The sequence below is a fragment of the Nostocoides australiense Ben110 genome (assembly GCF_001050535.1).
Taxonomy (GTDB): domain Bacteria; phylum Actinomycetota; class Actinomycetes; order Actinomycetales; family Dermatophilaceae; genus Nostocoides_A; species Nostocoides_A australiense.
Genome location: NZ_HG764815.1, coordinates 55,385 through 75,039, shown reverse-complemented (window position 1 = coordinate 75,039; position 19,655 = coordinate 55,385). Strand labels below are relative to the sequence as shown.

General features: G+C 68.9%; 20 protein-coding genes and 2 pseudogenes. 14 read left to right on the top strand and 8 right to left on the bottom strand.

Annotation, left to right across the window (positions count from 1 at the left end):
- Positions 1 to 123: 123 nt before the first annotated feature.
- Complete coding sequence (hisC, locus tag BN11_RS00365; protein ID WP_048693005.1) at positions 124 to 1,206, bottom strand: histidinol-phosphate transaminase; 1,083 nt, start codon at positions 1,204 to 1,206, stop codon at positions 124 to 126.
- A 7-nt stretch (positions 1,207 to 1,213) separates the two neighbouring features.
- Positions 1,214 to 1,600, bottom strand: a complete 387-nt coding sequence (locus tag BN11_RS00360; protein ID WP_048693002.1) for a phage holin family protein — start codon at positions 1,598 to 1,600, stop codon at positions 1,214 to 1,216.
- Positions 1,601 to 1,772: 172 nt separating this feature from the next.
- Between BN11_RS00360 and BN11_RS00355 the strand changes: the two genes are divergently transcribed.
- The 3 genes from BN11_RS00355 to BN11_RS00345 are packed head-to-tail and all read left to right on the top strand — an operon-like array spanning position 1,773 to position 4,515.
- Positions 1,773 to 2,768, top strand: a complete 996-nt coding sequence (locus tag BN11_RS00355) for an ABC transporter substrate-binding protein (RefSeq protein WP_083433411.1) — start codon at positions 1,773 to 1,775, stop codon at positions 2,766 to 2,768.
- Positions 2,765 to 3,688 (top strand): amino acid ABC transporter permease, encoded by a 924-nt coding sequence (locus tag BN11_RS00350; RefSeq protein ID WP_048693001.1) that lies wholly within the window; start codon positions 2,765 to 2,767, stop codon positions 3,686 to 3,688. Before BN11_RS00355 ends, BN11_RS00350 begins: the two co-directional genes overlap by 4 nt.
- Positions 3,688 to 4,515, top strand: a complete 828-nt coding sequence (locus BN11_RS00345; RefSeq protein WP_048692998.1) for an amino acid ABC transporter ATP-binding protein — start codon at positions 3,688 to 3,690, stop codon at positions 4,513 to 4,515. The genes BN11_RS00350 and BN11_RS00345 overlap by 1 nt, the downstream gene beginning before the upstream one ends.
- Positions 4,516 to 4,837: 322 nt before the next feature.
- Here the strand turns inward: BN11_RS00345 and BN11_RS22260 are convergent, their stop codons facing one another.
- Genes BN11_RS22260 through BN11_RS00325 form a run of 4 tightly spaced genes read right to left on the bottom strand, consistent with a single transcriptional unit; the run spans position 4,838 to position 6,533 of the window.
- On the bottom strand, positions 4,838 to 4,996 hold the full coding sequence (locus BN11_RS22260; protein WP_157043894.1) for a hypothetical protein: 159 nt from the start codon (positions 4,994 to 4,996) through the stop codon (positions 4,838 to 4,840).
- 54 nt (positions 4,997 to 5,050) lie between these two features.
- Entirely contained in the window at positions 5,051 to 5,254 is a 204-nt protein-coding gene (locus tag BN11_RS00335; protein WP_048692991.1) for a hypothetical protein, read from the bottom strand.
- 3 nt (positions 5,255 to 5,257) lie between these two features.
- The gene (locus tag BN11_RS00330) at positions 5,258 to 5,494 is read right to left on the bottom strand and encodes a hypothetical protein (RefSeq protein WP_157043893.1); all 237 of its coding nucleotides are present in this window, start codon (positions 5,492 to 5,494) and stop codon (positions 5,258 to 5,260) included.
- Positions 5,495 to 5,543: 49 nt separating this feature from the next.
- Positions 5,544 to 6,533 (bottom strand): EamA family transporter, encoded by a 990-nt coding sequence (locus BN11_RS00325; RefSeq protein WP_048692982.1) that lies wholly within the window; start codon positions 6,531 to 6,533, stop codon positions 5,544 to 5,546.
- A 39-nt stretch (positions 6,534 to 6,572) separates the two neighbouring features.
- Here BN11_RS00325 and BN11_RS00320 point away from each other — a divergent pair, with 39 nt between their 5' ends.
- The 4 genes from BN11_RS00320 to BN11_RS00305 all read left to right on the top strand — a co-directional run bounded on the left by BN11_RS00320 (position 6,573) and on the right by BN11_RS00305 (position 10,382).
- Positions 6,573 to 7,118 carry a CGNR zinc finger domain-containing protein gene (locus BN11_RS00320; RefSeq protein ID WP_048692980.1) on the top strand — a complete coding sequence of 182 codons (546 nt, stop codon included), beginning with the start codon at positions 6,573 to 6,575 and terminating at the stop codon, positions 7,116 to 7,118.
- A gap of 72 nt (positions 7,119 to 7,190) precedes the next feature.
- Positions 7,191 to 8,210: a UDP-glucose 4-epimerase GalE gene (gene galE, locus BN11_RS00315; RefSeq protein WP_048692977.1), complete on the top strand. Its 1,020-nt coding sequence runs from the start codon at positions 7,191 to 7,193 to the stop codon at positions 8,208 to 8,210.
- A 67-nt stretch (positions 8,211 to 8,277) separates the two neighbouring features.
- Positions 8,278 to 9,165 (top strand): alpha/beta hydrolase, encoded by an 888-nt coding sequence (locus BN11_RS00310; protein ID WP_048692974.1) that lies wholly within the window; start codon positions 8,278 to 8,280, stop codon positions 9,163 to 9,165.
- A gap of 23 nt (positions 9,166 to 9,188) precedes the next feature.
- A complete protein-coding gene (locus BN11_RS00305) occupies positions 9,189 to 10,382 on the top strand; it encodes an MFS transporter (RefSeq protein WP_048692971.1) in 1,194 nt (397 codons plus the stop codon).
- A gap of 36 nt (positions 10,383 to 10,418) precedes the next feature.
- Here BN11_RS00305 and BN11_RS00300 read toward each other — a convergent pair whose 3' ends face one another.
- Entirely contained in the window at positions 10,419 to 11,342 is a 924-nt protein-coding gene (locus BN11_RS00300) for an SMP-30/gluconolactonase/LRE family protein (protein ID WP_048692967.1), read from the bottom strand.
- 19 nt (positions 11,343 to 11,361) lie between these two features.
- Between BN11_RS00300 and BN11_RS25535 the strand changes: the two genes are divergently transcribed.
- Positions 11,362 to 11,484 (top strand): hypothetical protein, encoded by a 123-nt coding sequence (locus BN11_RS25535; RefSeq protein ID WP_268807061.1) that lies wholly within the window; start codon positions 11,362 to 11,364, stop codon positions 11,482 to 11,484.
- 69 nt (positions 11,485 to 11,553) lie between these two features.
- On the opposite strand, the gene BN11_RS00295 is transcribed toward BN11_RS25535, so the two are convergent.
- Entirely contained in the window at positions 11,554 to 12,453 is a 900-nt protein-coding gene (locus BN11_RS00295; RefSeq protein ID WP_048692964.1) for an alpha/beta hydrolase, read from the bottom strand.
- Between the two features lie 83 nt (positions 12,454 to 12,536).
- On the opposite strand from BN11_RS00295, the gene BN11_RS00290 reads away from it, so the two are divergent.
- From BN11_RS00290 to BN11_RS23275, 6 genes and pseudogenes are all read left to right on the top strand, one after another.
- Positions 12,537 to 14,741 carry a molybdopterin-dependent oxidoreductase gene (locus BN11_RS00290; protein ID WP_048692961.1) on the top strand — a complete coding sequence of 735 codons (2,205 nt, stop codon included), beginning with the start codon at positions 12,537 to 12,539 and terminating at the stop codon, positions 14,739 to 14,741.
- A gap of 105 nt (positions 14,742 to 14,846) precedes the next feature.
- Complete coding sequence (locus BN11_RS00285; protein WP_048692957.1) at positions 14,847 to 16,283, top strand: cytochrome ubiquinol oxidase subunit I; 1,437 nt, start codon at positions 14,847 to 14,849, stop codon at positions 16,281 to 16,283.
- Between the two features lie 14 nt (positions 16,284 to 16,297).
- Positions 16,298 to 17,344: a cytochrome d ubiquinol oxidase subunit II gene (gene cydB / locus BN11_RS00280; protein WP_048692953.1), complete on the top strand. Its 1,047-nt coding sequence runs from the start codon at positions 16,298 to 16,300 to the stop codon at positions 17,342 to 17,344.
- A 17-nt stretch (positions 17,345 to 17,361) separates the two neighbouring features.
- A pseudogene (locus tag BN11_RS24885) lies at positions 17,362 to 17,958 on the top strand (ABC transporter transmembrane domain-containing protein); the annotation flags it as partial.
- Between the two features lie 77 nt (positions 17,959 to 18,035).
- The gene (locus tag BN11_RS24880) at positions 18,036 to 18,938 is read left to right on the top strand and encodes an ATP-binding cassette domain-containing protein (RefSeq protein ID WP_235435309.1); all 903 of its coding nucleotides are present in this window, start codon (positions 18,036 to 18,038) and stop codon (positions 18,936 to 18,938) included.
- Positions 18,935 to 19,655 (top strand): annotated as a pseudogene (locus BN11_RS23275) (thiol reductant ABC exporter subunit CydC); the annotation flags it as partial. The gene BN11_RS24880 and the pseudogene BN11_RS23275, both read left to right, overlap by 4 nt.

Genomic DNA, 19,655 nt, shown 5'->3' with positions numbered 1-19,655 from the left:
ATTGCGACACAACGGAATTCGGGGACAATGACACCGTGGTTCCCTGAGGAACCACCGGGCGTTCCCCGAATCTTCGCTCTGGCAGCCGGTCGTCGCCTCACCCTTGGGGAGGTGTCTGCAGGGTCAGGAGTGCGCGGCCCGCCAGGTGGCGGCGATCTCGATGAGCCGGTCGGAGGCCTCCGGTTCGCCGATGGTGGCGCGCACCCCGTCATGGTCGTAGGGCCGCACCGTCAGCGCCTGCTCCTCGCATACCCGGGCGAAGTCCGGGGTGTCGGCGCCGAGGGGGAACCACACGAAGTTGGCCTGGGAGGGCGGTAGTCGCCAGCCCTGCTCGGCCAGTGCGGCCTCGACCCGATCGCGCTCGGCGACGAGATCCTTGACACGCACGTCCAACTCGTCGCCCGCCTCCAGGGAGGAGACGGCCGCCTCCTGCGCGAGCAAGTTGACCCCGAAGGGAGTGGCCGTCATCCGCAGGGCGACGGCGATCGGGGGGTGGGCCACGGCATACCCGACCCGCAGGCCCGCCAGACCGTAGGCCTTGGAGAAGGTGCGCAGCACGCACACGTTGGGGTGCTCGCGCAGCAACTCCATGGCATCGGGGGCGGTGGGGTCGGCGCCGAACTCGACATACGCCTCGTCGATGACGACCAGCACGCGCCGCGGCACCCGGTCGAGGAACATCCGCAACTCGGCGTCCGTGACCACCGTGCCCGTGGGGTTGTTGGGGGTGCAGACGAGGACGACCTTGGTGCGGGGGGTGATGGCTGCGGCCATGGCGGACAGGTCGTGACGGTGGTCGGCCGTCAGCGGCACCGGGACGCCCTTGGCGGCGGCGAGGGTCACGACGATCGGATAGGCCTCGAAGGATCGCCAGGCGAAGACGACCTCGTCATCGGGATCGCACATGGCGGTGATGATCTGGCCGAGCACGGCCACACTGCCCGTCCCGCAGGCGATCCAGTCCTCGGGGACATCGAGGAAACGCGAAAGGGCTTGCCGCAGAGCGCCATTGCTGGCGTCGGGATAGCGGTTCATCCGCTCGGCCGCCGAGCGGACCGTGTCGAGCACGGACGGGAGCGGGGGGTAGGGGTTCTCGTTGGAGGAGATCTTGTAGGCCGTCATGCCCGGCACCGGCGCGGGCGGGAGTCCCGGCTTGTAGGCCGGCAGATCGTCCAGCAGCGGGCGGGGCTCTGGCGCATCGGACATGGCGCGTTCACTCGCCGTCCGGCAGGACGAAGTTGAGCACCATCGACACGATCGTGATCACCAATGCGGCCATGACGGCGTCCCAGAAGAAGTCGTCGATCCGGAAGGACAGGTCGAGGGCCTCGGAGATCCACTCGGTGATCTGCAGCATGAACGCGTTGACGATGAACGTGAACAGACCGAGGGTCAGCATGATCGCCGGGAAGGACAGCACCTTGGCTATGGGCTTGACGACGGCGTTGACGATGCCGAAGACGACGGCGACCAGGACAACGGTGACGACCTTGGACGTCCAGCTCGTGGAGCCGGTGGCCAGGTGGATGCCGCTGACGACGGCGGCCGCGATCCACAGCGCGAGGGCGTTGACGCCGACTTTGATCAGCATGTTCTGCATGAGCCCATCCTGACAGGCCCGGCTGACAATTGCCTCCAGCACCTGCCCGGTTCGTGCCGGGAAACTCGATCGTGACGTCGGCGTGCTGGGCAGGAGTTCGGGGACGGGCTACTCTCCCCACGAAGGGGCCGCACCCCGCGGCCACGCATCGTCGCGTCACTGGAGGCATCTCGTGTTCCGCCGTTCCCCCGCTTTCGCCCTCGCCGGCCTCGCTTGCGCCGCCCTGACGCTCACCGCGTGCGGCTCCGATTCGTTGTCCAACACCGGAAGCACCTCAGCCGCAGCGGGCGGTTCCAGCAGCTCCGCCGCAAGTAGCTCGGACACCGCGAGCGCTTCGGCGTCCGCGAGTGGTTCGGCGTCCGCGAGCGGCAGCGAGAGCGCCGGCTCCGGCGGCATGGACTTCGCGGCCGCGTTGCCCGAGAAGATCAAGAGCGCGGGCGTGATCAAGATCGGCACGGATGCGACCTATCAGCCCAACGAGTACCTCGACGCGGACGGCAAGACGGTCATCGGCATGGATGTCGAGTTGTTCGACGCCATCGCCGCCAAGTTCGGCGTCAAGACCGAGTGGATCCCCACCGGCTTCGACTCGATCATCCTCGGCGTCAGCAGCGGCAAGTACGACGTGGGCGTCTCCTCCTTCACGGTCAACGCCGACCGGATGAAGGAGGTCACGATGGTCTCCTACTTCAAGGCCGGCACCCAGTGGGTGACGCAGAAGGGCAACCCCAAGGGCGTCGACCCGCAGAACGCGTGCGGCATGAAGGTCGCCGTCCAGAAGGGCACGGTTCAGGTCGACGACCTCGATGCCCGCAGCAAGGCGTGCACCGACGCCGGCAAGGAGGCCATCACGCCGCTGGTCGACCCGGACCAGGCCAAGGTGACCGCGATGGTGCAGTCCGGCAAGGCCGATGCGATGCTCGTCGACCTGCCGCCGGCCATCGCCGCCGTCGACCTGACCGGCGGAGCCGTCGAACTCCTCGGCGAGCAATATGACTCCGCGCCCTACGGCTATGTCCTCCCCAAGGACCAGACCGCGTTCGCTGAGGGCATCGTCGAGGCCCTCAAGGCCCTAGAAGCCGACGGCACCTACAAGCAGATCCTCACCAAGTGGAAGACCGAGGGCGGCGCCATCACCGACTTCGCGGTTAACCCCAGCGTCGGATGACGACCGAGACCACGGACCCGCCGGGCGCGATCGACGCCCGGCCGGTTCGGCATCCGGGCCGGTGGGTCGCGGTCGCATTCATCGGCCTGCTCACCGCGATGCTGGTCAACTCCTTCGTCACCAACGAGAAGTGGGACTGGGGCTACACCTTCGAGATCATGCAGCAGAAGCCGGTCATCGAGGGGCTGATCAAGGGCACCCTCCTCGGAACCGTCCTCGCCATGGTCATCGGCGTGGTTCTCGGCATCGTGCTGGCCATCATGCGCATGTCGGAGAACGTGGTGCTGCGCGGGGTGGCCTTCGCGTACACCTGGTTCTTCCGGTCGATCCCGCGCTATGTGCTGCTCGGCCTGTTCGCCGTCGGTCTGGGCTACCTCTACAACACCTTCGAGATCGGTATCCCGTTCACCGACATCCGCTTCTTCACTCTCGACTATCAGAACTACTCGAGCACGGTCTGGGTGGGTGGACTCGCTCTCGGCCTGTCCGAGGCCGCCTACATGGCGGAGATCGCCCGCGCGGGCATCCTGTCCGTGGACAACGGCCAAGGGGAAGCCGCGCAGGCGCTCGGCATGTCACCCCAGCAGACGATGCGCCGGATCGTCCTGCCGCAGGCGATGCGGGTGATCGTGCCCCCGACCGGCAACGAGACCATCGCGATGGTCAAGGACACCTCGCTGTTCATCGCCGCGCAGATCATCGTCGAGCTCTACTACCAAGCGACCCTCTTCGGGTCGCGGTCTTTCAAGGTCATGCCCGGCCTGATGGCGGCCACCTTGTGGTACCTCATCGTCTGCACGATCCTGATGATCGGCCAGAGCTACCTCGAGAAGCGCTTCGGCCGTGGCTTCGGCGTGCAGGCGCCCACCAAGCGCGAACGTAAGGTCACGGCACTCCTGGCTCGAACGGGTGATCACTGATGGCGGACATGCCGCTGGTCCACGCGGTCAATGTGACCAAGTCCTTCGGGGACAACCAGGTGCTCAAGGGCATCGACATGGACGTCAGCAAGGGCGAGGTGGTGTGTTTCCTCGGCCCGTCCGGCTCGGGCAAGACGACGTTCCTGCGATGCATCAACCAGCTCGAGACCATCGACGGCGGCCGCATCTGGGTCGACGGCGAGCTCATGGGTTATCAGGACAAGGGCGGCCAGCTCTATCGGCTGCACGACAAGGAGGTCGCCCGCCAGCGCCGCGAGATCGGCATGGTTTTCCAGCGGTTCAACCTCTTCCCGCACAAGACCGTCCTCGAGAACATCATCGAGGCACCGATCCAGGTCAAGAAGGAGAACAAGGCGGAGGCGACCGCTCGGGCCAATGAACTGCTGGACCGTGTCGGTCTCTCCGACAAGCCCGCGGCATATCCCGCGCAGCTCTCCGGCGGCCAGCAGCAGCGGGTCGCGATCGCGCGCGCCCTGGCGATGCGACCCAAGCTGATGCTCTTCGACGAGCCGACCTCGGCGCTCGACCCCGAATTGGTCGGCGAGGTCCTCACGGTCATGCGTGAACTCGCCGACGAGGGGATGACGATGATCGTCGTCACCCACGAGATGGCCTTCGCCCGCGACGTCGCCGACCGGGTGGTCTTCATGGACGGCGGCGTCGTCGTCGAGCAGGGCGACCCGCGGCAGGTCATCAGCAACCCGCAGCACGAGCGCACCAAGACCTTCCTGCGCCGCATGCAGACCGAGCACGAGCAGATCGTGGCGGCGGTCGCCGACCCGCTACACGGCCCCAGGGACAGCTGACTCCCAGTCGCTTTCGGTGTCCGGTTCGGGTCCCCGCTCCGGGTCGCCGCGAGCGCGATGACCACGAGTAAGGCGACCATCCAGTACTGGTTGAAGAACGCCCGCTTGTTGACCAGGTTCGCGACCAGGAGGACGGCGGCGGCGGCATACAGGATCCTCGGGAGGCCGGTATGCCGTTGCCGGGCCACCCAGGCCGCGCCGGCGAGCGCGAGCAGCAGCGCCCCCGTGGTCACCCAGGTGGGGAGGGTCACGTGCCGGTGCAGGAGGAACCACAAATAGCTGCTGTTGCCGTATGGCAGTGGGGGCACGTCGATCAGATAGGTCACCGTGTCCCGGATGAGGTCGCGGGGGCGTCGATGAGCCACGGCGCCATCAGCGCCAGGGCGCCGGCGCCGGTCGCGTTGCCTCGGCGCAATCCGAAGCGCGGCCACAGGGCGAGGACGAACATCCCCCGCTGCCGCGGAGAATCGGCCCAGGTCATCTGATAGAAGTTGCGGCCGTCGAGTAGGCCGTGGCTGGCTTCGGTGATCGTGGTCTACACGTCGATGGGCGGGTGCGGGAAGCCGACGATCGCAACGGCATGCAGGGCCAGGACTCCGACGGCCAGCACGAGGAAATCCGCGCCTCCTGCGGCGCGCGAGTGCACCGGGCGCAGCCACAACGCGATCAGGGTGGCGGCAGCCGTGGCCGCGAGAATGATCCGCGCGGAGGTGAGGCAGTCGCCCTCGAGAAGAACCACTGTTCATACCCAGAGCATCGCCACCAGATTGCCGGCGACCGCCGCCGTGACGTGGATGCGGCGCAGGCGGACGGCAGCGTTGGCGGCGACGAGGCCGGCCAGGAGCGCGGCAGCGAGGGTGAGGACGAGCACCACCCAGGGCCGGTTGCCGCGGACACTGCGCTGCAGGGCGGCGCCGTAGGCGATCCACGCACCGACGAAGACCCACGGCACCAGTCGCGTCAGAAGCCGCTCCGGCACCACGATCCTCAGTCCTTCTTGCGCGAGTCCCCGGCGCACAAGATACGGCTCAGGCGACGTCGAGTTCCAGTTCGGGGCCGAGAGGGCGCGGCTCGCCCAGCTTGACCAGGACGACGCCGGCGAGGATGAGGACGCCGCCGAGCAACTGCATACGGCTCGGGAGTTGGCCGAGGAGGACCCAGGCGAAGATGACGGCGGCCACGACCTCACTCAGCGCGACGAACGAGGCCAGGCGCGAGCCGAGGATGCGGGTGGCGACGATGCCGAGCACGTATGCCGTGGCGGCGGTGACGACGCCCAGCGCGAGCAGCGGTGCCCACCAGGGGAATTCGTGGCCGGCATAGGTGGCCGACGCGCCGGCGTAGGCCACGGGGAGGACGCCGGTGGCGGCCAGAAGCGCGAGGGCGAGCGCGCCGACGAGCAGGCCGCCGGCGGCGAGTGAGAGCGGCGGGAGGCCGTTGTCGGTGTCGGCCGACATGATGAAGAAGGCGGCGGCGCCGATCATGGCGCCGAGTGACCACAAGACCCCGATCGGGTCGACCCGGGCGCCGCCGGAGAGGAGGTCGAGCACGAACACCAGGCCCACTGCGGCCACCATCGCTCCCGCGATGGTCACCAGACCGGGGCGCTGGCCCCCGCGCAGCCAGAGCCAGAGGACCACGGCGGCCGGAGCGGTGTATTCGATCAGCAGGGCGGGCCCGACATCCATCCGCGCGACCGCGGAGAAATAGCAGAACTGGGCACCGGCTACGGCGAGCAGGCCGTATGCAGTGATCGTGCGCCAGGTGCGGGCGAGCACCTGCCAGTCGGCGCGCAGTGCACGCAGTCCGAAGGGCAGGAGCACGAGCGCCGCCAGGCCCATCCGGATCAGCACGACAGCCACGGCGTTCCAGCCGGTGTCGAGCAGGCCCCGGGCGATCGGACCCGACAAGGCGAAGCTGAGCGCGCCGCCGACCGCGAAAAGCAGGCCGGCACCCATGGTCGATGAAGTGGCGGACGCCCCCTGCACGGCCGCCACGTCATCGGTCACGGCTGGCATGACGCATGACGGTACCGATGTCAGCGGTAATATGTCAAAGTGAAATTCGGTCATGACACGCAGATGGCTCTGGGCGCTGCCGTTGCCCTGGCCAACTCTGCGCTGGCGCCGGACACGCTGGACTCCATTGCCGCGTTGGACGACTTCTACGACCGCTGGGAGTACACCGGCACGCGGCGGGGCACCCAGGCCGAACTGGATGAAGTGCGCGCCCTGCGGCCGCGGTTGCGCGCGCTCCTGCTCGCCTCGGAGGACGAGGCGGTCGCTATGGTCAACTCGATGCTCGCCGAGGCGCGCGCCCTGCCACAGCTGACGCGCCATCAGGGCTTCGACTGGCACATTCACGCCATCGCGAGCGATGCGCCGCTGGTCGACCGGATGATCGCCGAGACGGCCATGGCCATGATCGACGTCATCCGGGCCGGCGAACTGGGCCGGTTCGGAGTCTGTGCCGATGACACCTGCACCGGGATCGTGCTCGACCTGTCACGCAACCGGTCGCGCCGGTTCTGCTCCACCGCCTGTGGCAACCGCAACGCTGTCGCGGCCTATCGCGCCCGCCAGGCCGAGCGCACCGCCGGCTGACAAGGTGGGGCGCTCGCGGCTGACCCAGTCGGCGGATTCGGCCGCAGCGGGCCGACCGCATAGCGTGGCCTCATGCGCGTTCTCGTCTCCGGTGGCGCCGGCTACATCGGCTCCCACACGGTCGTCCAGCTCATCGCCGCCGGCCACGACGTGGTGATCGTCGACAGCTTCGCCAACAGCAAACCCGCGGTGATCGGGCGCCTCGAGGCCCTCACGGGCGAGGCGATCCCGGTGCACGCCTTCGACCTGACCGACCGCGACAAGACGGAGCGGCTCTTCGCGGACGAGCCCTTCGACGCCGTCATCCACTTCGCCGGCCTGAAAGCCGTCGGCGAGAGCGCCGAGATCCCGTTGGAGTACTACGAGAACAACCTCGGCACGACCTTCTCGCTCGTGCGTGCGATGCGCCGGCACGGGGTCAAGATGCTCGTCTTCTCCTCCTCCGCGACCGTCTACGGTGAGGAGGCGCCGCTGCCCTATCGCGAGGATTACGCTCCGCTGCAGGCGAGTTCGCCCTACGGCCGGACCAAGGTGATGATCGAGCACGTCCTCACCGATGTCGCCGCTGCGGACCCGAGCCTGCGCATCGGCATCCTGCGCTATTTCAACCCCGTCGGCGCGCATCCGTCGGGCACGATCGGCGAGGACCCCCAGGGCATCCCCAACAACCTCATGCCGTTCATCGCGCAGGTGGCCGTGGGCCGGCGCGACAAGCTCGTCGTCTTCGGCGACGACTACCCCACCGCCGACGGCACCTGCGAGCGCGACTACATCCACGTCGAGGACCTCGCGGCCGGCCACGTGGCCGCGCTCAACACGCTCGCCACATCCGAGAAGGCGGTGTCCGTGTGGAATCTCGGCACCGGCCAGGGCACAAGCGTGCTGGAGATGGTGCACGCCTTCGAGCGCGCGGTGGGCCGGGAGCTGCCTTACGAGATCGGTCCGCGGCGCGCCGGTGACCAGCCGCGCTCCTGGGCTGACCCCGCCCGTGCTAATGACGAATTGGGTTGGCGCACAGTCAAAACCATCGACGACATGTGCGCCGACACCTGGCGCTGGCAGTCGTCCAATCCGACGGGATACGAGGACTAGCCGGATGCCGAAGCTCTCGGGGTCCTCGCGAGGCACCGCGGCGAAGCAAAGAACCGTCGTGAGGTCTATGACGCGTCGCCATCAGGTCGGGGCCGCCGGTCTGCTCGTGGCGGCCGGCGCGGGCGCAGCTGCTGGGGCGCTCGCCGGCGCCCGCATGATCAGCGGGCCCCGGCGCCCCTGGCCGGACTATCGCTTCAGCACCTTCGAGGTTGGCGTCCCGAGCGAGGATGTCACCTTCGCCGCGGACGACGGGACGCGCCTATCCGGGTGGTGGCTCGACCGGCCGGGCAGCGAGCGCGTCGTCATCGTCAGCCACGGTCACCGCGGCAACAAGTCCGACATGCTCGGCATCGGGCCCGGACTGTGGCGGGCCGGAAACTCGGTGCTGCTGTTCGACTTCCGCGGCAACGGCGACTCCGACGACGGCCCGCAGTCGCTGGCGCACTACGAGCAGGCCGACCTGCGGGCCGCCATCGAGTATGCCGTGGCCCGCCGCCCGGACGCCGCTCTCGTCCTCGTCGGGTTCAGCATGGGTGCATCGGTGAGCATCCTTGTGGCAGCAGACGATCCGCGCGTGCGGGGGCTCGTCCTCGACTCGCCGTTCGCCGACATGCACGGGGTGATCGCCAACGCCGTCACGAGGTTGCGGCTCCCCGCGGTGCCACTGGTGTGGCTCACGGACCGGGCCACCCGCTGGCGCTACGGCTACGGCTTCCACCAGGTCGCCCCGATCGAGGTGATCGACAGGCTGGCGCCCCGGCCGATCCTGCTGATGCACGGGGATCAGGACCGCGTCATACCGCTGGAGCACGCGCACCGGCTCTTCGCCGCCGCCGGCGAGCCGAAGCACCTGAAGGTCTTCGAGGGCGCCGATCACTGCGGCGGCTACTTCCAGGAGCGGGCGGCCTACATCCGGCTGGTCGCCGACTTCGTCGATGGCATCCGGCGTGCCTGATCCGTCGGATACTGAGCCGCGAGATGACTGAGCGGCGGGTGCCGAGCGGGCTGGCGCTCGGCCTGGTCGCCATCGTGCTCGTCTCGCTCAACCTGCGGCCCGGCGCGTCCTCGCCCGGGCCGCTGCTCGAGGAGATCCGCGCCGGGCTGGACATGTCGTCGGGGCTGGCCGGCGTCTTCACCGGGTTGCCCGGACTGTGCTTCGGGCTGGTCGGCATGGTCGCGGTGACGCTCGCGCGCAAGGTCGGGACGACCGGCGGCATCACCATCGGCCTGGCCGCCGCGGCGCTCGGGCTGATCCTGCGCGCCGGTACCGGCAACGAGTGGATCTTCCTGGGGCTCAGCGTGATCGCTCTCGGCGGTATGGCGCTCGGCAACGTCCTCGTGCCCGCGTGGATCAAGACCCACGAGCGCGGGCAGGTGCTGCTGCAGACGATCTACGGCACCGGGCTGATGGTCGGCGGAGCCCTCGGCGCCGCGTTCGCCGCACCGGCTGCCGACGCGCTCGGCGGGTGGCGACCCTCGCTGCGCCTGTGGGGCTGGGCGATCCTGGCAGCGATCCCGTTCTGGGCGTATCTGGCTTTGCGGGAACACAATCTGCCCGACGATCACCGCCGGCCGATGGTTGCGCCGAACCTCGGACTGCTCGCATCCCCCACCACCGTCGCATTGACGCTGATGTTCGGTATCCAGTCGATGCATGCGTATGTGCAGTTCGGCTGGCTCCCCCAGATCTACCGCGACGCGGGCCTGTCCGCCGGGTATGCCGGGGCGCTCATGTCGTCCATCTCCGGCATCGGTCTCCTCGGGGCTTTGGCGATGCCGAGCATCATCGCGCGCGGACACCACCTCCGCGCGATCTTCGCCACCTTCGGCATCTCGCTGATCGCCGGCTATGCCGGCCTGCTCCTGGCCCCGGCCACGCTCCCCTGGATGTGGTCGACACTGCTGGCCCTCTCCGGCTTTGCCTTCCCGACGGCGATCGCGCTCATCACCGCCCGCACCCGCACACCCGCCGTGACGGCCCAGGTGTCGGGCTTCGTGCAGCCGGTCGGCTACCTCCTTGCCGCGATCGGCCCGGTCCTCGTCGGCCTGCTGCACGCGGCGACCGGCGACTGGCGGTTGGTGCTGATCGTGCTGGCGGCCACCGGCATACCGCTGTCCTGGGCCTCGGTGAAGCTCGCCGCTCCCGCCTACGTCGACGACGAAGTGCGGTGAGCCCGCCGTTCCGAGACAGGCCGGCGGACGTCGAGCTCAAGCCAAGTCGAACCAGGCGAGCGCGGGTTCGACAAGGCTGCCCAGCCAGACCCGGCCGTCGTGTTCGCGCACACCGGTGGCCATGTGCCAGTGGGTTGCGTCGGTCTCGACGTCGTGGACCACCTGGCCCAGGTCGTCGTATGCCGCGACCCGCACCGTCCGCTGCGGCGTCGGCTTGAGCCGCTCCGGCAGCCGCCGGACAACCGTGCGGATCGCCTTCGGCGACTTCTGCAGGCGGGCGAGGGTGGCGTCCGCCGGGGAGGCGTAGGTGACCCAGATCAGGCCGTCGGAGCCTCCCGCGATGTTGTCGGGGTGAGCGGGCAGGTCCGCGGCGAAGACGTCGGCGTTGCCGGCCAGCGGACCGGTGCGGTAGTAGCGGCGCAGCCGCCGGTGACCTGTCTCGGCGACGACGACGCACGACTGATCCGACGCCAGCGCAACGCCATTGGCGAAGCTGAGCCCGTCGAGCACCACCTCGGGCTGCCCGCCGGGGAGGAGTTTGAGCAGCCGGCCGGTGCAGGTGTCGTCGATCAGGTCCGACTTCCACTCCTCGATGCCCCACTTCGTCGAGGAGTCGGTGAACCAGATCGTGCCGTCGTCACTGACGGCGGCGTTGTTGCAGAAGCGCATCGGTATGCCGTCGACCCGGTCGGCGAGGACCCGCACCTCCCCGCTGTCGAGGGCCATGTCCAGGAGGCCGCGGTGCGCGTCGCAGATCAGGATGCGGCCCTCGGGCAGCCATTCGAGGCCGAGTGGCCGGCCCCCGGTGGCGCCGACCCGCCACGGTTCGCCGCCGTCGGCCCGCACCGCGTAGATCGCGCCGTCGCCGCACCCGGTGTATGCCGTGCCGTCGTGCCCGATAAGCACGTCCTCGGCTCCCGGTCCCGGGACGGGCACCACGTGGAGTTCGCGTCGCGTCATACCACCCAACATAGGCCCCTTGACCACGTCGGACATCGGGCGGGCATCGGCCGACGTCGTCGTGCGTCCGGCGCAGGGCCCGCGCTCCGGTGAACCCTTCGTCGCCCGTTCCACCCGCCACCTGATCATCGCGCACCGCTGACCGTACCTCGCCAGGTATGACGGTCGGCGGGTCGTATGCCGCCCACCCGTCGTCCGGTGCGCTGGGGCGTCAGGCGCGGGCGAGCAACTCGTCGAGGATCTCGGGCTCGTGGTGGTAGCCGTAGAGGTGGCCGACGTCGTCGGGCCAGGCGATGAAGCGGCCGTTGGGGAGCCGGTCGACCAGGCGCCGGGCGGCCGATTGGGGGCAGTTGGCGTCGGCGGCGGCGTGCTGCCAGGTGATCGACGTTGTGATGGCCTCCGGCACGATCTCCTCCCACTTCTGGCTCATCGCCATCGACTCATCCAGCCAGCCGTCCAGGGTGGCGCCGAGCGCCTCGGTCTGGGCGCGGCCGAAGACCGCCTGCCAGTCCGGGTCTCGCATGACGGCCTGGTCGTCGGCGGGCGCGTGCTCCATGATCCCGCGGAAGGCGGCCAAGGGGTCTGCGAGGATTGCCTTGCGCACGGGGCCGAGCAGGGCGGCCTCCCCTTCCCGATCACCCGCCCGGCACAGGCGGTGGGACTGCTGGTTGAGCGGGATCATGCTGTCGATCTCGTTCTCCTCCAAGGGAGCTGCGCCGACAAGGATCGTGGCGGCCCGCACCCGGTCGGGATATTGCTGAGCGAAGGCCAGCTCGTGGGGTGCGGACCCGCTGCCACCGATCATGTGCACCTGGGCGATGCCGAGATGGTCGAGGATGGCCGCCAGATCGTCGGCGTGCTCGAGGAAACCGCGTCCCGGCAGCGGGGTCGAGGCGCCGAACCCCGGCCGTTCGGTCGTGATCACCCGCAGCCCGCGTTCGGCCCACGGAGTCGTGTCCGCACGGACCGCCCAGCGGCAGCCGGGCGTGCCGGGGACCCGGAGCAACGGCATACCGCCTGGCTCACCCCATTGAGTCCAGGCGACCACCCGCCCGTCGGGGCGGGTGAGCCGGTGATCGGTATATGCCGCGAACGGGTCCATGCCCGCCATGGTGCCAGCCGATCCTTTGCCGTGGGCCCGGTATGTGTTCGCCCGCGGCGGACACGCCACCGAGGCGCTGGCACACTGGGCGGGTGAGCGACGCGACGAAGCAGACCCGCTACATCACCTGCGTCCTGTGTGAAGCCAGCTGCGGCCTGGAGGTCGTGACCGACGGCCCGGCCGTGGTCAGCATCCGCGGCCACGAGGCCGATCCGCTGTCACGGGGGCACATTTGCCCGAAAGCCATTGCGCTGCAAGACATTCACACCGACCCAGACCGGCTGCGCACGCCGGTGCACCGGGTCGGGGAGCCGGGCGCCGACGCCACATGGGAGCCGATCGGTTGGGACGAGGCCTTCGACCTGGTCGCCGAGAAGATCGTCGCGACCCAGAAGGCACACGGCCCCGACGCCGTCGCCGTCTATCAGGGCAACCCCAATGTGCACAGCCTCGGCGCCCTGACCCATGGCGTGAGCCTCGTGCGAACCATCAAGTCCCGCAACACCTTCAGCGCCACGTCCGTCGACCAGCTCCCCCATCAGCTGATCGCTATGCTGCTCTACGGCCACCAGTTCCTGCTGCCGGTGCCGGACATCGACCGGACCGACCTGCTCGTCCTGGTCGGCAACAACCCGATGGCGAGCAATGGCTCGATCATGACCGTGCCGGACTTCGCCGGGCGGCTGCGCGAACTCAAGGCGCGCGGCGGGCGTTTGGTGGTCATCGACCCGCGCCGCACCGAGACGGCCAAGGTCGCCGACGCGCACCACTTCGTGCGTCCGGGCACCGACGCTTACGTCCTGCTGGCGATCCTGCAGGTGCTCACCAGCGAGGGTCTGACCGCCCCCGCGCAGTATGTCGACGGGCTGGCGGAGCTGAGCGCCGCCGTCGCAGCGTTCACCCCGGAGCGAGCCGAGGCCGTCAGCGGTATGCCGGCGAACACCATCCGCGATCTGGCCCGGGACCTCGCCCGCGGCACGGCGGCCATCCACGGCCGGATGGGGGTCTCCACCCAGGCGCATGGCGCCATCTGCCAATTCGCCTGTCAGGCCATCAATATCGTCACCGGCAACCTCGACCGGCCGGGCGGCACGATGTTCACCACGCCGGCGATCGATCTCATCGGCAAGAAGATGCTCGGCAAGGGCCACCTCGGCGCGTGGGCCTCACGGGTGCGGGGCCTGCCGGAATTCGGCGGTGAACTGCCGGTTTCCGTTCTGGCAGAGGAGATCACGACCGACGGAGCAGGTCAGATCAAGACTCTCGTCTGTATCGCCGGCAACCCCGTTTCCTCGACACCGGCCGGCGACGCGCTCGGTGCGGCTCTCGCACGACTCGACTTCATGGTCGCCATCGACTTCTACATCGGCGAGACGAGCCGGTATGCCGATGTCATCCTCCCCCCGACCGGCCCGCTCGAGCGCGATCACTACGACCTCGTCTTCCATCTGCTCGCGGTGCGCAACACCGCCCGCTGGTCGTCGGCCCTCTTCGACAAGCCCGACGACGCGCGCCACGACTGGGAGATCGCCAAGGAACTCGCGCTGCGGATCATCGCCCTGCGTCACGCCGAGGACACCGGCGATGGTGTCATAGGAGCAGCCGCCCGGGCCCTGAACGCCGTCAAGGACCTGCCGGCCGTCGTCGAGGCGCAGGCCCGCTTCCGCACCTCACCGAAACAGCAGATCGATTTGGCGCTCAAGGCATTCCGCACCGGCTTGTCGGTCAAGAGCCTTGGTGAGACCCCCGGCGGAGTGGACCTCGGTCCGCTCGAGCCGCGCCTGCCGGCTCGCCTTCTCACCGACGACAAGCGGATCGACCTCGATCAGCGCCTCTTGCTCGGCGCCATCGCCCACCTGGCCGCCTCCTCCGACCCGCAGCTCGCGCCGGAGGAGCTGCTGCTCATCGGCCGGCGGGCCCAGCGCGACAACAATTCCTGGCTGCACAACGCCGAACGGCTGACGACCGGCCGGGCCCGGCACCGGCTGCTGATCCACCCGGACGACGCGGCCGCTCGCGACCTGACCGACGGCGCTGTCACCAAGGTCACATCGGCCACCGGCGAGATACGCGTCGAGTGCCAGATCAGCGACGACGTCATGCCCGGAGTGGTGTGCCTCCCCCACGGTTACGGCCACGCGGCGAACGCGGGAATCCGGCTCCGCCACGCGAAAACCCTTCCGGGAGCGTCGTATAACGATCTGACCGACCCTGGGCGGCTGGACTCCGTGTCCGGCAATGCCGTCCTCAACGGCATACCCGTGCGGGTATTCACCGATCCTGGCGCGACGCCCTGACCGCGCGCCCAAGAGCCAGCTGAGGCGCGCCTCAGTGACTGACCGCCGCCGCCCGATCTAAGGTCTGTAGGTCAGAAGAAACCTGCCACCCTCCACGGAGCACTGATGGACGCCCTGGACCTGGCGCGATGGCAGTTCGCCATCACGACCGTCTACCACTTCCTCTTCGTCCCGATCACCATCGGGATGAGTGCGATCGTCGCCTATTTCCATATCCGGTGGGCGAATACGCACAACCCCGACTACCTGCGCTTGACGAAGTTCTTCGGCAAGCTCTTCACGATCAACTTCGCGCTCGGCCTGGTGACGGGCATCGTCCAGGAGTTCCAGTTCGGGATGAACTGGTCCGATTACAGCCGCTTCGTCGGTGACATCTTCGGTGCGCCGCTGGCGTTCGAAGCGCTCTTGACGTTCTTCCTCGAGTCGACCTTCCTCGGCCTGTGGATCTTCGGCTGGGGCAAGCTGCCCGAGAAGCTGCACGCCCTGACGATGCTGCTGGTCCACCTCGGCACGGTGATGTCGGCCTACTTCATCCTGTCGGCCAACTCGTTCATGCAGCATCCGGTGGGCTACCGGTTCAACCCCGAGTCCGGTCGCGCCGAGATGACCGACTTCCTTGCCGTGCTGACCAACAAGGTCCAGCTGGTGACCTTCCCGCACGTCATCACTTCCGCCTACATGGTCGGCGGCGCCGTCGTCATGGGCGTCTCGGTCTGGCTCGTGCGACGCAACCGGCCGGCCGCGGACACCCCGCTCTATCGCAAGTCCGCCCGCTTCGGCGCAATCGTCGCCCTCGTCGCCAGCCTCGGCGTGATCTTCACCGGTGACCTCCAGGGCAAGATCATGACCGAGGTGCAGCCGATGAAAATGGCTGCGGCAGAGGCGCTTTACGAGAACTCCGATAGCTGCGCGCCCTTCTCCATCTTCACCATCGGCACCCGCGACGGCACCGAGGAGAAGTTCGCCGTCACCGTCCCGTGCGTGCTCGGATTCATGGCGACCGGAAGCTTCGACAAGCCCGTCGAGGGCATCAACCCGTTGCGGGAGAAGCTGATCGCCGAATACGGCAGCGGCTCCGAACTGGTCAAGGACGCCACCTATACCCCGATGATCCCGGTCACCTACTGGTCGTTCCGGTTCATGATGGGCCTCGGATTCCTGACGATGCTCTTCTCCGCGGCCGTGCTGTGGGCCACCCGCGGCGGCCGTTCCGAGTTGCGCAGCAAGCTGTGGGTCTGGCTGGCCGTCCTGGCCCCGCTCGCGCCGGTCTTCGCCAACAGCTTCGGCTGGATCTTCACCGAGGTCGGCCGCCAGCCGTGGCTCGTCTACGGCGTGATGACCACCGCGACCGGCGTCTCCCCCGAGGTCTCCTCGGCCGAGGTGTGGATCTCGATGATCGTCTACACCCTGCTCTATGCCGTCCTCGCCGTCATCGAGGTCAAGCTGTTCACCGACTACGTCAAGAAGGGCGCCGAACCCTTCGAGCAGCCCAAGACACCCGACGACATGTCCGACGACACCGAACTGCAGTTCGCGTACTGAGAAAGGAGACAGTCATGGATCTCGCACAGCTCTGGTTCCTTCTCATCGCCGTCCTGTGGACCGGCTACTTCGTCCTCGAGGGCTTCGACTTCGGCGTCGGGATGCTCCTGCCGATCCTCGGCAAGGGCCGCGACGCCGAGGACACCGAGAAGCGCAAGCGTGTGCTGCTCAACACGATCGGCCCCGTCTGGGACGGCAACGAGGTGTGGGTGCTCACCGCCGGCGGTGCCACCTTCGCGGCCTTCCCGCACTGGTACGCAACGCTGTTCAGCGGCTTCTACCTCGCCCTGCTCCTCATCCTCGTCGCTCTCATCCTGCGCAACATGGGCTTGGACTACCGCGGCAAACGGGCCTCGGCCGCGTGGAAGGCGGGCTGGGACAAGGCGATCATCGTCTGTTCCTTCCTCGCCGCGCTGCTGTGGGGTGTCGGCCTGACCAACCTGGTCAAGGGCGTGCCGATCGACAAGGACATGGAATACACCGGCACCCTCTTCACCCTGCTCAACCCGGTCGGGCTGCTCGGTGGTCTGGTGTTCGTCGCCCTCTTCCTCACCCACGGTGCCTACTTCGTCGCCCTCAAGACCGACGGCCCGATCCGGGCGGACGCGCGCGCCTTCGCCACCAAGGCGGGCCTCGCCGCCGCGGCCCTGGCCGTCATACTGCTGCTTGCCCTGGGCATCCAGAAGGGTTCGGTCTGGTCCTGGGTGACGACGGCGATTGCCGCTCTGGCACTGCTGTTCTCGATCTACGCCAACACCAAGGGCAAGGAGGGGCAGGCCTTCGTCGGCACCGCCCTGACGATCGCGATGGCCGTCGCGACCTACTTCTTCCTCCTCTACCCCGACGTGATGCCGAGTTCGACCGACCCGGCATACAGCCTGACGATCGAGAACGCCTCCAGCACCGACTACACGCTGAAGATCATGACGATCGCCGCCGTGATCTTCACCCCGATCGTCCTGCTCTATCAGGGCTGGACCTACTGGGTCTTCCGCAAGCGCATCCGTGTCGAGCACATCCCGGCGGCGCAGGACCCGCTGATTCACGCCGAATCGCGTTGATGTCCGACCATTAACGCGTGAGGCCTTTCGACCCCCGGCTGTTCCGCACCGTCCCCGAGGCACGCGGCCCCTTCGTGCTCCTCGCGGCGGTCGGGGCAGCCGGCGGCGCAGCGACGATCGCGACCGCCTTCGCCCTGACCGGCGTGGTGGTCGCGATCGCACGTCATACGGACCTTTCGCGTCCGCTGACGTGGCTCGCGGTGCTCTTCGTCGCGCGTGGCCTCCTCGCCGCGGTGACGGAGTATGCCGCCGCGCATGCGGGCGCCCGGGTCTCGACGTCGCTGCGGCGTCACGTGCTCACCGCCTGGACGTCGCGTCCTCCGTCGGACGAGGCGGACCCGAGCCGGCGGCTGACGCTCGCGACCGCCGGCTGCACGAGTGTCGAACCGTATGTCGCCCGCTACCTCCCCGCGCTGATCGCCGCCGCCGTCGTGCCCCTGGCGGCGATCGTGACGCTGGCTTTGGTGGACTGGGCCAGTGCGCTGGTCGTCGTGCTCACCCTGCCGTTGCTGCCGCTCTTCGCCGCCCTCATCGGACGCACGACCGCAGAGCAGACGCAGCGGCGCTGGCGCTCCCTCGCGGATCTCGCGGGGTACTTCCTCGACGTCGTCCGCGGCCTGCCGACACTGGTCAACTACGGCCGCGCCGAGAAGCAACTGACGACCATCGCGGCGGCCATCGGCTGGCCACGATGGGCACATTGCGTCTCGCGTTCATGTCGACCGGCGCTCTCGAACTGCTCGCCACCATCTCCGTCGCGATCGTGGCCGTGCTCAACGGGGTGCGGCTGGCGCACGGCAGTATGCCGCTGGACACCGCGATGGTGGCGATCCTCCTTGCGCCGGAAGCCTATTGGCCGATCCGCCGCGTCGGGCAGGAGTTCCACAGCGCGGCCGACGGTGTCACCGCCCTCGAGGAGATCACCAGCTTCGCCGAGAGCGGCGACCCTGCGCCGCCGCAGCGCAGCCCCGGACCGGACGCACGCATCGTCGTCGACGACGTCACCTACTCCTACCCGGGGGCGGGGCGGCCCGTGTTGACCGGGGTGTCGTTGCGGGCCGGGCCCGGGCTGACCGCGATCACCGGAGCGTCGGGCGCCGGCAAGACGACCCTCCTCGAACTCATCGCCGGTCTCCGCCGGCCCGACGCGGGCACGATCACCGCGCCGGCGTGTCATCTGGTCACGCAGCGCCCCTTCCTGCCGACCGGGCCGCTGTCACGAATCCTCGCCCTGGGCAACGGATCCGGGGCCGAAGAGCAGCGGGCGGCCATCCGGGCCGTCGGCCTGGAGAGCGTGGTGGCCGGTCTCGACCAGGGCCTCGACAGCATCGTCGGCGACGACGGTTTCGGTCTGTCCGCAGGGCAGCGCGCCCGGGTGGCGCTGGCCCGCGCGCTGCTCGCCCCCGAGAGCGTCATCCTCCTCGACGAGCCGACCGCGCACCTCGACGACGCGAGCGCGACGATCGCGCACCGCGCCATCGCGGAGCTGGCAACGCGACGCTGCGTCATCGCCGTCACGCACCGCGACGAGCTGGTCGCGGAGGCCGCCACCCACGTCGACCTCGCGTCGGTCGCGCAGGAGGTGCGCGCATGACACCTGATCTGCGCACCGTCCGGCTCACTCGGCAGCTCGTGGCCGCCGGGGTCATCGGCGGCCTCGCCCTCGCCAGTGGTGTCGCCCTCACCGCGACCTCGGGTTGGCTCATCGTCAAGGCCAGCGAGCGCCCGGTCATCCTCACCCTGATGGTCGCCATCGTCGGAGTCCGGGCGTTCGGTATGGCGCGCCCCGCCTTCCGCTACTGGGAGCGGCTGATCACCCATGACGCCGCGCTTCGGGATCTCGCCCAGCGGCGTGTCGACACGTATGCCGCGCTGATCCCTCTCACGCCGGCGCGCCTCGGCCGGCGCGGCCGGGCCGACCTGCTCACCGGGGTCGTGGACGACCTCGACGACGTCGTCGGCGCCCAGATCCGCGTGACCGTGCCGGGGCTGTCGGCACTCATCGCCTGGGGGATCACGACAGCGGTCACGACGGCCTTCGATGCGCGCGTCGGACTGTGCATCGCGGTGCTCGGTCTGGTGGTGACGGCGTTGTCCCTCATCGCTTTTCGCGTCGAGTCAGCGGGCAATGCGGCGCTGGGGGCGGCCCGCGCCGACGTAACCCGCGTCGCCGAAACCCTCACGGCGCAGGCCGGTGAGATCGCCGCGATCGGGGCCGGCCCGGCCATGCTGGCCGACCTCGACCGGGTGCAGCAGGGGTGGCACCGGGTAGCCCTGCGGCAGGCCCGTGGGCGGGCCCTCGGCGCGGTCG

Excerpts from the sequence above, each read along its gene's own strand:
- hisC (WP_048693005.1), bottom strand. The coding sequence starts at position 1,206 with ATGTCCGATGCGCCAGAGCCCCGCCCGCTGCTGGACGATCTGCCGGCC.
- BN11_RS00360 (WP_048693002.1), bottom strand. The coding sequence starts at position 1,600 with ATGCAGAACATGCTGATCAAAGTCGGCGTCAACGCCCTCGCGCTGTGG.
- BN11_RS00350 (WP_048693001.1), top strand. The coding sequence starts at position 2,765 with ATGACGACCGAGACCACGGACCCGCCGGGCGCGATCGACGCCCGGCCG.
- BN11_RS00345 (WP_048692998.1), top strand. The coding sequence starts at position 3,688 with ATGGCGGACATGCCGCTGGTCCACGCGGTCAATGTGACCAAGTCCTTC.
- BN11_RS22260 (WP_157043894.1), bottom strand. The coding sequence starts at position 4,996 with ATGACCTGGGCCGATTCTCCGCGGCAGCGGGGGATGTTCGTCCTCGCC.
- BN11_RS00325 (WP_048692982.1), bottom strand. The coding sequence starts at position 6,533 with ATGCCAGCCGTGACCGATGACGTGGCGGCCGTGCAGGGGGCGTCCGCC.
- galE (WP_048692977.1), top strand. The coding sequence starts at position 7,191 with ATGCGCGTTCTCGTCTCCGGTGGCGCCGGCTACATCGGCTCCCACACG.
- BN11_RS00310 (WP_048692974.1), top strand. The coding sequence starts at position 8,278 with ATGACGCGTCGCCATCAGGTCGGGGCCGCCGGTCTGCTCGTGGCGGCC.
- BN11_RS00305 (WP_048692971.1), top strand. The coding sequence starts at position 9,189 with ATGACTGAGCGGCGGGTGCCGAGCGGGCTGGCGCTCGGCCTGGTCGCC.
- BN11_RS00300 (WP_048692967.1), bottom strand. The coding sequence starts at position 11,342 with ATGACGCGACGCGAACTCCACGTGGTGCCCGTCCCGGGACCGGGAGCC.
- BN11_RS00295 (WP_048692964.1), bottom strand. The coding sequence starts at position 12,453 with ATGGCGGGCATGGACCCGTTCGCGGCATATACCGATCACCGGCTCACC.
- BN11_RS00285 (WP_048692957.1), top strand. The coding sequence starts at position 14,847 with ATGGACGCCCTGGACCTGGCGCGATGGCAGTTCGCCATCACGACCGTC.
- cydB (WP_048692953.1), top strand. The coding sequence starts at position 16,298 with ATGGATCTCGCACAGCTCTGGTTCCTTCTCATCGCCGTCCTGTGGACC.
- BN11_RS24880 (WP_235435309.1), top strand. The coding sequence starts at position 18,036 with ATGGGCACATTGCGTCTCGCGTTCATGTCGACCGGCGCTCTCGAACTG.